The sequence below is a fragment of the Dickeya chrysanthemi NCPPB 402 genome (assembly GCF_000406105.1).
Taxonomy (GTDB): domain Bacteria; phylum Pseudomonadota; class Gammaproteobacteria; order Enterobacterales; family Enterobacteriaceae; genus Dickeya; species Dickeya chrysanthemi.
Genome location: NZ_CM001974.1, coordinates 367,524 through 380,948, shown reverse-complemented (window position 1 = coordinate 380,948; position 13,425 = coordinate 367,524). Strand labels below are relative to the sequence as shown.

The following is a 13,425-nucleotide window of genomic DNA, read 5'->3' as shown; positions in this document are numbered from 1 at the left end:
CGGCTATATTCCTTACTCAAATGCTCTCCCCTGATGGAGAGAGCACGGGATCAATGTTTTGTTAAACCTAAGTGACTTACTATAGGTTTATTACTTACGACGGGCTTCGATAACGGCCTGGGCAACGTTGTTCGGCGCATCATCGTACTTCAGGAACTCCATGGAGTAAGAAGCACGACCTTTGGTCAGAGAGCGCAGCTGAGTTGCATATCCGAACATTTCAGACAGCGGAACTTCAGCGTGAATCACAACGCCAGTCACGTTGGATTCTTGACCACGCAGCATACCACGACGACGGCTTAAGTCACCGATGACGTCACCGGTGTTCTCTTCCGGCGTTTCTACTTCAACCTTCATGATCGGCTCAAGCAGAACAGGGTTCGCTTTACCGAACGCGGCTTTAAAGGCAATAGAAGCAGCCAGTTTAAACGCCAGCTCGGAGGAGTCAACGTCATGGTAAGAACCGAAGTGCAGACGCACGCCGAGATCAACGACCGGGAAGCCAGCCAGCGGACCCGCTTTCAGCTGTTCCTGGATGCCTTTATCAACAGCCGGGATGTATTCACCAGGAATCACGCCGCCTTTAATATCGTTGACGAACTCGTAACCTTTCGGATTTGAGCCCGGCTCCAGCGGGTACATGTCGATAACAACATGACCGTACTGACCACGACCACCAGACTGCTTGGCGTGTTTACCTTCAACGTCGGTAACTTTAGAACGAATCGCTTCACGGTAAGCAACCTGCGGTTTACCCACATTTGCTTCTACGTTGAATTCGCGCTTCATACGGTCAACGATGATGTCCAGGTGCAGTTCACCCATACCTGCAATGATGGTCTGGTTGGATTCTTCGTCAGTCCATACGCGGAAAGACGGGTCTTCTTTAGCCAGACGGCCCAGAGCCAGACCCATTTTTTCCTGGTCGGCTTTGGTTTTCGGTTCCACAGCGATGGAGATAACCGGTTCCGGGAATTCCATACGCTCCAGAATGATCGGATGATCCGGGTTACACAGGGTATCACCGGTGATCACGTCTTTCAGACCGATCGCAGCCGCGATATCGCCGGCGCGAACTTCTTTAATTTCTTCACGTTTGTTCGCGTGCATCTGAACGATACGGCCAAAACGCTCGCGCTCAGATTTTACTGAGTTCAGTACGGTGTCGCCGGAGTTAACTACGCCGGAATACACGCGGAAGAACGTCAGGTTGCCCACAAACGGGTCGGTTGCGATTTTGAACGCCAGAGCAGAGAACGGCTCGTCGTCGCTGGCATGACGCTCAGCAGGCGTATCTTTACCGTCATCCAGCATACCTTTGATTGCCGGAACATCGGTCGGCGCAGGCAGGTAATCGATAACGGCATCCAACATTGCCTGAACACCTTTGTTCTTGAACGCAGAACCACAGGTAACCAGAATAATTTCGTTGTTCAGTACACGCTGACGCAGCGCTTTTTTGATCTCTTCCTCGGTCAGATCTTCACCGCCCAGGTATTTTTCCATCAGCTCTTCAGAGGCTTCAGCTGCGGATTCGATCAGATTCTGGTGCCATTCAGCGGCCAGATCCTGCATGTCAGCCGGGATATCTTCATAAGTGAAGGTAACGCCCTGGTCTGCTTCATTCCAGTTGATGGCTTTCATTTTCACCAGGTCAACGACACCGGTGAATGCTTCTTCAGCACCGATAGCCAGTTGCAACGGAACCGGGTTCGCGCCCAGACGTGCTTTGATCTGATCAACGACTTTCAGGAAGTTCGCGCCCATACGGTCCATTTTGTTAACGAACGCAATACGCGGAACTTTATATTTGTTTGCCTGACGCCATACGGTTTCAGACTGCGGCTGAACACCACCTACCGCACAGTAAACCATGACTGCGCCATCCAGAACACGCATGGAACGTTCTACTTCGATGGTGAAGTCAACGTGTCCCGGGGTGTCGATGATGTTGATGCGATGCGGTTCATACTGCTTAGCCATACCAGACCAAAATGCAGTGGTCGCAGCGGAGGTAATAGTAATACCACGCTCCTGCTCCTGCTCCATCCAGTCCATAGTAGCGGCGCCATCATGAACTTCACCGATTTTGTGGTTCACACCGGTGTAGAACAGAATACGTTCAGTAGTGGTGGTCTTACCGGCGTCGATGTGTGCGCTGATACCGATATTACGATAGCGCGCAATGGGTGTTGTACGAGCCATTTGTTTCCTCTATTCCTAGGGCGTTCAAAGTAGTAAACCCGGGCGGGTCAGCCGTTGGGCGCCCGCCTGGGTATTAACGTCTACGCAGGGATTACCAGCGGTAGTGAGCGAACGCCTTGTTGGCTTCAGCCATACGGTGAACGTCTTCACGTTTCTTCACAGCAGTACCTTTGTTGTCTGCTGCATCAGAAAGTTCGTTCGCCAGGCGCAAAGCCATGGATTTATCACCGCGTTTACGAGCAGCTTCAACGATCCAACGCATAGCCAGAGCATTGCGACGAACCGGACGAACTTCAACTGGAACCTGATAAGTAGAACCACCAACACGACGCGACTTAACTTCGACAGTCGGGCGCACGTTGTCCAGTGCTGCTTCAAAGGCTTCCAGGTGGTCTTTACCAGAACGCTGAGCCAGGGTCTCCAGCGCGGTATAGACGATTGCTTCTGCAGTAGATTTTTTACCATCTACCATCAGGATATTGACGAATTTAGCCAGCAGTTCTGATCCGAACTTCGGATCCGGCAGAATTTTACGCTGACCAATGACGCGACGACGTGGCATGGAAATACTCCGTTGTTAATTCAGGATTGTCCAAAACTCTACGAGTTTAGTTTGACATTAAAGTTAAAACGTTTGGCCTTACTTAACGGAGAACCATTAAGCCTTCGGCTTCTTCACGCCGTATTTGGAGCGGGATTGCTTACGGTCTTTAACACCAGAGCAGTCCAGCGCGCCGCGGACGGTGTGGTAACGCACACCTGGCAGGTCTTTAACACGACCGCCACGGATCAGGATCACGGAGTGTTCCTGCAGGTTATGACCTTCACCGCCGATATAGGAGGTAACTTCAAAACCGTTGGTTAAACGAACACGGCAAACTTTACGCAGTGCGGAGTTCGGTTTTTTCGGGGTGGTGGTATATACACGGGTACATACGCCACGTTTCTGCGGGCAGGCTTCCAGCGCCGGAACGTTGCTTTTAGCAACCTTCAGGGAGCGCGGCTTGCGTACCAGCTGGTTAATTGTTGCCATTCAAAAAGCTCCTGGTTTTTGCTTCGTAAACACGTAATAAATCACCCCATACCAACACAGAGGCAAAGTATGAGGACGCAGAATTTTAGGGCTGGCCGGGTAAGGAGTCAAGAAATATACAAAAAGGCGAAATTACCAAGCCAGTTGCCGGGAATGCAGGGCAGTTAATTGCACAAATTCAGTATAGCCAATCAATACAATTGTGGTGGAAATTTGGTCAGCCAGCCCCCGCGCCGCAACATCCTCTTGCAAGGCATAAACCGGCACGCCGGAAGTCAGTATGCGTTCGTTGATGGAGGCACCGCTCAACGCAGCAATCACGCCATCCTGTAATAATAAAATGACGTCGCCCTCGCCGATATTACGCAGCAACGCATCCAGGTCGGTATGATAAGGCGAATGCGCCAGAGTATGCAGCATAGGGTCACCGGTCAAAAGGTCAGCACAGTATCGTAAGTATTGAGCATTGTGCGCAGCGCATCGGCCGCCAGCGGCTCTACATCCAGTACCCAGCAAGTTTCCACAGGCAATCCACGCTGGCGCAGCGACGCTTCGCAGACATAACAGCGCTCGATGTCGTACAACGGCAGCACCCCGAACGTCGCAATATAATTGCGCATCAGAATCAGGTCTGGTTGTTGGTTGGGGAGAAGCTGAAATACGCCGTCAGAGATAAAGAAAACCCCGATATCCTCGGTCAGTGCCGACATGGCCAGCAGCGCATCCAGCCCTTCCCGGCCAGAGGCCGAGCCATGAGGCGCCTGGGTAAATACAAAAGCAACGCGCTTCATCTTATTTTTCCCGCGACTAAAACTGGACGACGCGATCACAGCGCAGTATCGACTGCGACAGCTCGCCTAATCCACTCAAAGTAAACCCTGGCTGGAGGTTCGCCCCCGGCAGATGCAGTTGCTCCGCTTGCTGCGCATCCGTCACGCCGCGACGCAACGCGGCCGCCACACACACGTTCAGTGCTACCTGATGCGTCTGCGCCAGTTGCTGCCAGGCGCGCACCAGATCAAACTCGTCGTTGGCCGGCGCAGTGAACTGATTGGCGTTCAGCACCCCTTCACGGTAGAAGAAAACGCTCTGCAGGCGATGCCCTTGCGCCACTAAAGCCTGCGCAAACTGAAACGCGCTGCTGGCTTGCTGTGTCCCGTAGGCGGGGCCGGTCACCAACAGGCAATAACTCAGCATTAACGATCGTGCCCGCTGAAATCGCCGCTTTTAAACTGGCGGATATATAAATAGACGGTGTGCTTGGAAATATTCAGCCGATCGGCCACCTGATTGATGGCATCCTTGATATCAAAGATGCCTTTTTCATAAAGATTAAGCACTATCTGGCGGTTCTTGGCATTGTTGGAGACATTGCGATCGGCATTCACTTCTTCAATAGTGAACTCCAGCGTCTGCGCCACCAGCTCATCCACCGACGAGGCAAAGTTGACGGAAGACGCCACTTCCTTGATTTCAGGCGGCAGGAAGGTTTGCATGATCTGCGAGAAGGGGACGTCGAGATTCATATTGATACACAAGAGTCCGATAACGCGCTGCTCGCGATTACGAATGGCAATGGTTACCGACTTCATCAATACGCCGCTTTTGGCGCGGGTGAAATACGCTCGGGAAACACTGCTGTCTTCGCCTGCCATATCATGTAGCATGCGTAATGCCAGATCGGTAATGGGTGAGCCGATTTTGCGTCCGGTGTGCTCGCCGTTGGCGATGCGGACCGCTGAACATTTCAGGTCGTCCAGCGAGTGCAAGACTATCTCGCAATGATCGCCAATCAGCATCGCCAGGCCATCAACCACGGCTTCATACGATTTCAGGATTTCATAATCCGTCTGCATGAACGGACGTTGGTCCAGCAAATCAAGGTCATTGGATTCGCCATTAACAAGCGAAGTAGACATGGCAGGCACCACCCTCAACGTCATTTATCATCGTATTGACAAGATTGTCAGTTTACCAAATAACCCTTGTGTCGTCCTTTGTATTTCGAGACCGGCTGGATGCTTTCCTTCTTAAGGTTGAGTTAATTTATGGGGTTTAGAGTGCGACACATCATACTTTCCCGCATGGATGGCTTGCCTGCAATGTTCAAAATTCCCCTTATCTCCCGCCCGACCTGGAGCTGTTTTACTTATAATCTGGTATTCGCCGCGTTCATCACTCTGATACAGAATATCGCCTATTATCGTCAGGTCTCACACCTGGTCGCGGTCGAATCCTGGCGGGACGGGTTATTTCTCGCCACCATGCCTATCGTTATTTTCGCCGTACTGAATATCCTGTTCACACTACTGGTTATCCGCTGGTTGCGTCAGGGAGTGGTCGCTCTGCTGCTCATCGGCGGCGCGGCAGTACAGTATTTCATGATTAATTACGGCATCATTATTGACCGCACCATGATGCAAAACGTGTTCGAAACCAACATGGCGGAATCCATGGCGCTGGTGACGCCGCAATATCTGTTATGGCTGACGCTGCTGGGCATCGTTCCAGCGATTGGCGCGTTGTGGATTAAGATCCGGCCGACGCCGCTAAGCTGGATAGCGGTTGGCTCCCGCTTCTTCAGCATCATGATGTCGATTGTCGCCATTCTGCTGGTCGCCACGTTTTTCTATAAAGATTACGCCTCGCTGATGCGAAATAACAAAGAACTGGTGAAGTCGCTAACGCCCAGCAATATTATTCTCGCAGGCATCTCGTATTATCGTCATCACGCTCAGGCGAATTTGCCGTTGGTACAAATCGGGTTGGATGCGCATAAAAATTCACCGTCAGCCAGCGATGGCAAAAAGAATCTGGTGATTCTGGTGGTGGGAGAAACCTCCCGCGCCGAGAATTTTGCCCTCGGCGGCTACAGCAAACCCAATAACCCGCGCCTGACCAACGACAACGTTATCTATTTCAAACAGACGTCGTCTTGCGGCACCGCCACCGGCGTTTCGGTTCCCTGTATGTTTTCCGGTATGCCGCGTACCGGCTATGACGATCAGTTGGCCGCTCATCAGGAAGGATTGCTGGATATTCTGCAGCGCGCCGGCGTCAGCGTTCGCTGGCAAGATAACGACGGCGGCTGCAAAGACGTCTGCAACCGCGTGCCGACTCAGGACGTGACGACCCTGAACCTCCCCGGGCTGTGTATTGGCGGCGAGTGTCATGATGAAGCGCTGTTCCAGGGTGTGGATGACTATATCAACCAGTTGAACAATGATGGCATCATCGTACTGCATACCATGGGCAGCCACGGTCCAGCCTATTATCAGCGCTACCCGGAGGCGTTTAGAAAATTCACCCCGACCTGCGATACCAATCAGATCCAGACGTGCTCGCAAGAATCATTAATCAATACTTACGATAATACGATTCTCTACGTAGACTATATTGTTGATAAGGCGATTAATGTCTTGAAAGAGCATCAGGATAAATTTAACACCGCTTTGGTTTACCTCTCCGACCATGGCGAATCACTGGGCGAAGACGGGATTTACCTGCACAGCATGCCGTATGCCGTCGCGCCCACACAACAAACTCATATCCCGATGCTGATGTGGTTTTCCGGCGGCTACCAGCAACTGTTTGCCATCAATGACAGTTGCATGCGCAAACAAGCCGACCAGCAGCGTTTTTCTCAGGACAATCTTTTCCATACCGTTCTGGGCATGTTTAACATTGCGACAAAAGAATATCAGGCGCCGCTTGATATTCTTCAACCGTGTCGGGGCACTTGATGAAACTCTTGATTGTTGAAGATGATGCGTTGTTACAGGAAGGATTATTGCAGGCGATGCGCAACGAGGGTTATGTCTGCGATTGCGCGTCCACGGCCAAAGAAGCAGATGCCCTGATTGCCAGCGCCCACTACAGCCTGGTCGTACTGGATTTAGGCTTACCGGACGAAGACGGCCTCACCTTGCTCGGCCGTTGGCGCCGAAACCATTACCAGCAACCGGTGTTGATCCTCACTGCGCGGGATACGGTGGACGACCGCGTAACCGGGCTGGACATCGGCGCAGACGATTACATGATCAAACCCTTTGCGCTGAGCGAGTTTCAGGCGCGGGTTCGTGCGCTGATCCGCCGCCATCAGGGCTCCAGCGACAGTTGGATCCGGGTAGACAACATCACGCTCGATCTCAACAATCAGCAGGTCATGCTGGACGACAAACCGATCGTACTGACGCCGAAGGAGTTCGCCATTCTGTCCCGCCTTATCCTCAAGGCCGGTTCGCAGGTACACCGCGAAGTATTGCATCAGGATCTTTACAGCTGGGACGATGACCCGTCGTCGAATTCGCTGGAAGTACACATCCACAACCTGCGGCAAAAGATCGGCAAGAATCGCATTAAAACGCTGCGTGGTTTCGGTTACCTGCTGACCAAGGACGACCAATCCAAAGACGAACAATCCAGGGAGGAGCAGCCATGAGTCATATCCCTCATTCCGCCCCATTCGAGCACACGGCAAGCATTCGTACCCGGCTTATCCTGACGTTAGGCTGCATCCTTTTAGCCTGCCAGTTGATCAGCGTAATTTGGCTTTGGCATGAGAGCAAAGAGCAGATCGAACTGCTGGTAGAGCAGACGTTGACTGCCAAGTCACTAAGCCATGATATCGACTTCGAAATTAATGAAGCCATCGCCTCATTAAGTCTTCCCAGCCTGGTGATGATTATCGCGTCGCTGGTGATATGCACGCATGCGGTTAACCGTATCACGCGTCCGCTCATTAAACTGCAGGAAGAACTGCACAACCGCACGGCGGAAAATCTTGACCCGCTCCAGCAACGCAGCGATGTGACCGAAGTGGCGGCGGTCATCGCCAGCATGAATCAGTTATTCATACGTTTTAGCGAATCACTACGCCGCGATCGGCTTTTCGCCTCGAATGTCGCGCATGAGTTGCGTACCCCGCTGGCGGGCATCCGGCTCAGCCTGGAATTACATGAACAAACGCACCATATTGACTGCCAGCCATTAATCAAGCGCGTCGACCACCTGACCAAAACCATTGAACAGTTGCTGTTGCTGGCCCGTGTCGGCAACGAACTTGCCGCCGGCCACTACGAGTCGGTGTCATTGGTCGACGATGTGATTACGCCGAAGCAGGAAGAATTGGAGGAAATGGCGGCCACTCGTCACCAACGGCTCGACTGGCAGTCAGATTTTCAGGACGGCAACGTCCCCGGTAATGCCACACTACTACAGTTGCTGGTGCGCAATCTGGTAGAGAATGCCTACCGATACAGCCCGGAACACAGCACGATTAGCATCAAAGTCACCGATTTCCCTGACGGCGGTTGTGAATTGATCGTTGCAGACGAGGGCGTGGGCATCAACGAATCTCAGGTGGGGGAATTGACCAAAGCGTTTGTGCGTCTGGACACGCGCTATGGCGGCATCGGACTCGGGCTGAGCATCGTAACCCGCATCGTGCAGTTGCACCACGGCGAGTTCTTTCTGGAAAACCGGCGCGATCGTACCGGTACTCAGGCCCGCGTAGTGCTGCGAAGGCATATCTGATACTAAGCCGTGCCCCACAACAAGCCGCGCCCCACAACACGGCGGGCGCGGCCCTGCTTACGCTAAAAAACGCCCGACCCACGGGTTTCGTTGCGACCACCACCATCCACGGGCCGGAAGCGGATAACCAGAGTCAACCGCTATGCCGGTTCAGATAAAACGGCTGAGGAACGCCTGGGTCCGTGGATGGCGAGGATTACCTAACACCTCCTCGGCGCTGCCCTGCTCCACCACCACGCCGCCATCCATAAACACCACCCGGTCGGCCGCTTCACGGGCGAAACCTATTTCGTGGGTAACGACGATCATCGTCAGGCCTTGTTCCGCCAAGGTACGCATGGTGGCCAATACCTCCCCCACCAGTTCCGGATCAAGCGCCGAAGTGGGCTCGTCGAACAGCATCAACCGCGGTTTGATCGCCAGCGCACGGGCGATCGCCACCCGTTGCTGCTGCCCGCCGGATAAATGGCGCGGCCAGGCGTCGGCCTTATCGCTCAACCCGACCGTGGCCAGCAACTCTTTTGCATAGCGAATCGCTTCCTCTTTGGGCTGTTTGTGCACACCGATCGGCGCTTCGATAATATTCTGCAACACCGTCATATGGGGATACAGATTGAACTGCTGAAACACCATGCCGATCTCCTGGCGCTGCCGCGCGATGCAGCGGGGCGACAGACGATGTAAACGGCCGTGCTTCAGTTCGTAGCCAATCTGCTCCTTCCCCACCATGATCGAACCGGCATCCATATCCTCCAGGTGGTTGATACAACGCAAAAAAGTCGATTTTCCCGAACCGGAAGGCCCCAGAATCACCACCACTTCGCCTGGATAAACATTCAGGTCGATCCCCTTCAGGACTTCATTATCGCCATAGCTTTTCTGGACATTGCGGGCACGTACCAGCGGCGTCATGTCGTTCATGCCTCCTCCTTCTTCATCCAGGGCTGCCCGACGGTGGCAGATGTACGCGCCGGTTCCTCGCTCTGCGCCGGTCGGCGCTTGCCGACCGAAACCGTGCGGCGCGAACCGCGGGCGTAATAACGTTCAACAGCCGACTGGCCGACGTTCAGTATCGAGGTAATCAGCAGATACCAGATCACCGCCACCATCAGCATCGGGATAATTTCGAAGGTCCGGTTATAGATGGCCTGCACTGAGTACAACAGATCACTCATAGCAATCACGCTCACCAGCGACGTGGCCTTGATCATACTGATTAGCTGGTTGCCGGTCGGCGGAATAATGGCGCGCATGGCCTGAGGAATAATAATGCGGCGCAGCGCCCGCCCACGGCTCATACCGAACGCCTGCGTGGTTTCTATCTGCCCCTGGTCCACCGACAGTAGCCCGGCGCGGATAATCTCCGCCATATAGGCAGCTTCATTCAACGCCAGACCAGCGATAGCGGCGGTCAGCGGCGTAATCAGATCGTTGGTCTTCCACTCGGCCAGCGTCGGCCCGGTAAGCGGAATCGCCAGCGAAATGGTCGGAAACAACGTGGATAGGTTGTACCAGAAAATCAGTTGCACCAGCAGCGGCGTCCCCCGGAAAAACCAGATGTATAAACCGGACAGCCCGCTCAGCAAGCGATTGTCCGACAGGCGGGCAATCGCCAACAGCAGCCCCAGCGCGACGCCGAGCAGCATGGCGATAACCGTCAGCCCCAGCGTGACCTCCAGCCCTTTCATGACCGAGCCTTCGGTAAACCACAGCACCACCACTTTCCACTCAAAATTGGGGTTGGTCGCCACCAACCAGAAAAACTTGGCAGCGATCAGCAAGACCACAATCCAGGAAACCAGGCGCCCATAACGTGGCGTGCTGCGGGCAAATGCCACGTCACGCGCCTTTACATCAGCATTTTCACTGGTTCGAGAATCCGTGGCGTCGTTGTTCATTTCGCCGCCCCCTTCGCCAGGTTCACTCCCGGTTCAGCGATAGTGTTATTGTCCAGCTTCCACTTTTTCATGATGGCGGCGTAAGTCCCGTTCTTGAACAGTTCCTTATAGGCGTCCAGCACCACTTTGCCCAGTTGCGAATCCTTCGGCACCACCGACCCCTGGAAAATATCGCCGAAACCATTCTTCTTGCCGACGGCAGTCAACTCAAGCTGACCGTTGGCCTGCCCCACGAAATACACCAGCGGAGCCTGGGAAGAGAAAAAGGCGTCGGAACGCTTGGAACGCACGGCCAAAATAGACGAAGGCTGATCCGTAAACGATTGCACGGTGACCGCAGGTTTACCGGCATCGGTGCAGACCTGAGACTGCTTGCGGATAACCTGCTCAGCGGAACCGCCGGCCATCACCGCAATATTCTTGCCGCAGGTATCATCCAACCCATTGATATTTTGTGGATTGCCTTTCTGTACAGCAAATACCACGAACTCTTGCGCGTAATCGATGAAGTCATTATCTTTCTGGCGATCGGGGTAATCCCCCACCGGGCCAATCGCCATCTGATACCGGCCGGACTTGATGCCCGACAGTACCCCGGACAGGCCGCTCACCGTGGCATGTTCAATCTTGACGCCCAGCAATTGCCCCAGCGCTTCGGCCAGATCGGCACTGGCGCCATCCATCTCGGTCGGGCTTTTAACAATCTCGTACGGGGGGAAGGAGCCGTTATTGACGGCAACGATTTTCCCGGCTTTCTTGATATCGTCCGGCAAACGGTCGTGCAGCGCCTGATCCACCTTTTGGGCCGGAATACTCTCGGCGGCATAGCCGACGCCGGTGACCATTCCCAGAGCTAAAGCCAGTGCGTAGGCAGTCTTCTTCATCATAAATATCCCCTGTCTGTTATTGGGTTTTTAATTCAGGACGGGCAAAACGGCGATTTTTCAAAACCGGTAGCGCATCACGCACCGAGGCGATGCGTTCCGGGTCCAGACAGGCGACCACCAACGCCGGCCCCTCGGCAGCCTTGGCGATAGACACCCCCAACGGATCCACCACCATACTATTGCCGATATTGCGCGGACCGCATTCCCCAACCGCCACCACATAGCAGGTGTTTTCCAGCGCGCGGGCGGTCACCAGCACGTCCCAGTGCATCTCTTTAAGCGGCCCTTTCACCCAAGCCGCAGGCAGTACCAGCACATCGGCGCCATCCAGCACCAGCCGACGGGCCAGCTCGGGGAAACGCACGTCATAACAAGTCATCAACCCCACTTTCATACCGGCTACCTCCACCAACGGCGGAACCACATCGCCCGGGGTAACCCGCTGCGACTCCTGCATGGAGAAAGCGTCGTAAAGGTGCAACTTGTCGTAGCGCGCGACAATCTCACCATCGCGGATGGCAATCAGCACATTCAGCGCACGATGATTTTCCGTCGGCACATGAACGCTCATCATGGTTGTCAGCGCGTTGCCGCGGCTGGCCGCCAGCAGTTGACTGACAAACGGGCCATCCAACGGTTGCGCCGCTTTCAGCACCAAATCCGGATCGGCGATATCGCGCGCCAGCACGCCTTCCGGCATCACCAGCAGATCGGCGCCTGCCGCGCTCGCGCGGGCCATCAGCGACAAACAGATATCGGCGTTCTCCTGCCATTCGCGGCTGACGGCAAACTGCCCCATGGCTACTTTCATGTCTTACGCTCCCTGAGTGGCAAAGGCCGGAAATATCGCTTCCGGCGTCAGCAATGTGGCGGTGATCTCTTGTTCGTAGAGCTCACGGCCGAAATCGGCAATCATTTTACGGTTGACGTCAAAACCGTTGTCATTCCAACTGGCCGGCAAATCCTGCGCGGTGCGGCGCAGATCGTCCAACAGCCAGGGCGTGGTGTCCGCATACTTCTCGCGCTTCTGCTGCCAAACCTGGGCGGAGCGGTCGATAAGCCGACTCAGTTCCCCAGGCAACCATGGCAGCGACTCGACCAGCGCCGGTTTGATGCCCAGCATATGGATGCCTGGCACATAACCCACGCGACGAAAATACGCCAGTTCAGCCTGGCGGAAATCAGCCTGCACCTGGCGCAGCCCGGACCCCGGCAGGAAGAACCCCTGCGGCATAAACGGAGTAAAGACGGCATCCAGTTCTCCGGCCTGCAACAATTCAATCAGCGGGCGCTCGCCCGGTGCGGCTTCAATATGACCGGGACGGCCAAACCGGCCCAGACGATCGACGATGGGATGATCCGCCGTCAGCCGCCCGGCGAACCAGTGAATATCCTCAATGCCCACGCCGGCTTCCCGCAGCAAGGTGCGCGTCCAGGTATTGCCGGAATCCTGCCAACCGGTCACGCCGATGCGTCCGCCCTTCAACTGCTCCAACGATGTCACGCGATTATCCGCCGTGGTGATGATGCAGCGCTGCCGAAACCCCCGCATCAGAAAATGGGGCACACCCAACAATGAGGTATCGCCTTTAGCGCGCGCCTGCGCATAACGGCTGAAAGAAACTTCGCCCGCATCGTAACGCTCGCTGGTGGCCAGATCGTCTACCAGGGTATTCACACGGTGTACTTCAACATTGAATCTTTCTGACTGGACATCGCCGAGCGCCAGCGGCGTGAAATAGTCCCAATCCCGAACTGCCAGTCTGATGGTGATCATTATGCTTTTTTCCTTACGTTCCCGGTGTTGCGCACAATCCGAATGCACTTAGATCGTTTTACAACCAAATGCTGCTTGAATTTGATACTA

15 protein-coding genes are annotated in these 13,425 nt (G+C 54.5%); 3 read left to right on the top strand and 12 right to left on the bottom strand.

The window, feature by feature from the left end:
* Positions 1 to 90: 90 nt before the first annotated feature.
* The 7 genes from fusA to DCH402_RS01770 all read right to left on the bottom strand — a co-directional run bounded on the left by fusA (position 91) and on the right by DCH402_RS01770 (position 5,157).
* On the bottom strand, positions 91 to 2,205 hold the full coding sequence (gene fusA, locus DCH402_RS01800) for an elongation factor G (protein ID WP_039999316.1): 2,115 nt from the start codon (positions 2,203 to 2,205) through the stop codon (positions 91 to 93).
* A gap of 91 nt (positions 2,206 to 2,296) precedes the next feature.
* Positions 2,297 to 2,767 carry a 30S ribosomal protein S7 gene (gene rpsG / locus DCH402_RS01795; protein WP_013319707.1) on the bottom strand — a complete coding sequence of 157 codons (471 nt, stop codon included), beginning with the start codon at positions 2,765 to 2,767 and terminating at the stop codon, positions 2,297 to 2,299.
* Between the two features lie 96 nt (positions 2,768 to 2,863).
* Positions 2,864 to 3,238, bottom strand: a complete 375-nt coding sequence (gene rpsL / locus DCH402_RS01790; protein ID WP_012768095.1) for a 30S ribosomal protein S12 — start codon at positions 3,236 to 3,238, stop codon at positions 2,864 to 2,866.
* 132 nt (positions 3,239 to 3,370) lie between these two features.
* Positions 3,371 to 3,658 (bottom strand): sulfurtransferase complex subunit TusB, encoded by a 288-nt coding sequence (gene tusB / locus DCH402_RS01785; RefSeq protein WP_039999315.1) that lies wholly within the window; start codon positions 3,656 to 3,658, stop codon positions 3,371 to 3,373.
* 11 nt (positions 3,659 to 3,669) lie between these two features.
* Positions 3,670 to 4,029: a sulfurtransferase complex subunit TusC gene (gene tusC / locus DCH402_RS01780; protein ID WP_039999313.1), complete on the bottom strand. Its 360-nt coding sequence runs from the start codon at positions 4,027 to 4,029 to the stop codon at positions 3,670 to 3,672.
* A 16-nt stretch (positions 4,030 to 4,045) separates the two neighbouring features.
* Entirely contained in the window at positions 4,046 to 4,435 is a 390-nt protein-coding gene (tusD, locus tag DCH402_RS01775; RefSeq protein ID WP_039999312.1) for a sulfurtransferase complex subunit TusD, read from the bottom strand.
* Positions 4,435 to 5,157, bottom strand: a complete 723-nt coding sequence (locus tag DCH402_RS01770) for a helix-turn-helix transcriptional regulator (protein WP_012768091.1) — start codon at positions 5,155 to 5,157, stop codon at positions 4,435 to 4,437. Before DCH402_RS01770 ends, tusD begins: the two co-directional genes overlap by 1 nt.
* Before the next feature lie 183 nt (positions 5,158 to 5,340).
* Here DCH402_RS01770 and eptA point away from each other — a divergent pair, with 183 nt between their 5' ends.
* From eptA to pmrB, 3 genes are read left to right on the top strand one after another with little or no spacing between them, the layout of a single operon-like run.
* Positions 5,341 to 6,981, top strand: coding sequence for a phosphoethanolamine transferase EptA (gene eptA / locus DCH402_RS01765; RefSeq protein ID WP_039999311.1), 1,641 nt, complete (start codon positions 5,341 to 5,343; stop codon positions 6,979 to 6,981).
* Entirely contained in the window at positions 6,981 to 7,679 is a 699-nt protein-coding gene (pmrA, locus tag DCH402_RS01760) for a two-component system response regulator PmrA (RefSeq protein WP_039999309.1), read from the top strand. Before eptA ends, pmrA begins: the two co-directional genes overlap by 1 nt.
* Positions 7,676 to 8,773, top strand: coding sequence for a two-component system sensor histidine kinase PmrB (gene pmrB / locus DCH402_RS01755; protein WP_039999307.1), 1,098 nt, complete (start codon positions 7,676 to 7,678; stop codon positions 8,771 to 8,773). Before pmrA ends, pmrB begins: the two co-directional genes overlap by 4 nt.
* Before the next feature lie 150 nt (positions 8,774 to 8,923).
* Here pmrB and DCH402_RS01750 read toward each other — a convergent pair whose 3' ends face one another.
* From DCH402_RS01750 to DCH402_RS01730, 5 genes are read right to left on the bottom strand one after another with little or no spacing between them, the layout of a single operon-like run.
* Positions 8,924 to 9,694: an amino acid ABC transporter ATP-binding protein gene (locus DCH402_RS01750; RefSeq protein WP_039999305.1), complete on the bottom strand. Its 771-nt coding sequence runs from the start codon at positions 9,692 to 9,694 to the stop codon at positions 8,924 to 8,926.
* The gene (locus tag DCH402_RS01745) at positions 9,691 to 10,671 is read right to left on the bottom strand and encodes an amino acid ABC transporter permease (RefSeq protein WP_039999303.1); all 981 of its coding nucleotides are present in this window, start codon (positions 10,669 to 10,671) and stop codon (positions 9,691 to 9,693) included. Before DCH402_RS01745 ends, DCH402_RS01750 begins: the two co-directional genes overlap by 4 nt.
* Entirely contained in the window at positions 10,668 to 11,555 is an 888-nt protein-coding gene (locus DCH402_RS01740) for an ABC transporter substrate-binding protein (protein ID WP_040003300.1), read from the bottom strand. Before DCH402_RS01740 ends, DCH402_RS01745 begins: the two co-directional genes overlap by 4 nt.
* A 19-nt stretch (positions 11,556 to 11,574) precedes the next feature.
* Entirely contained in the window at positions 11,575 to 12,369 is a 795-nt protein-coding gene (locus DCH402_RS01735; protein ID WP_039999301.1) for a deaminated glutathione amidase, read from the bottom strand.
* A 3-nt stretch (positions 12,370 to 12,372) separates the two neighbouring features.
* Positions 12,373 to 13,335, bottom strand: a complete 963-nt coding sequence (locus tag DCH402_RS01730; protein WP_039999300.1) for a substrate-binding domain-containing protein — start codon at positions 13,333 to 13,335, stop codon at positions 12,373 to 12,375.
* Between the last annotated feature and the right edge of the window lie 90 nt (positions 13,336 to 13,425).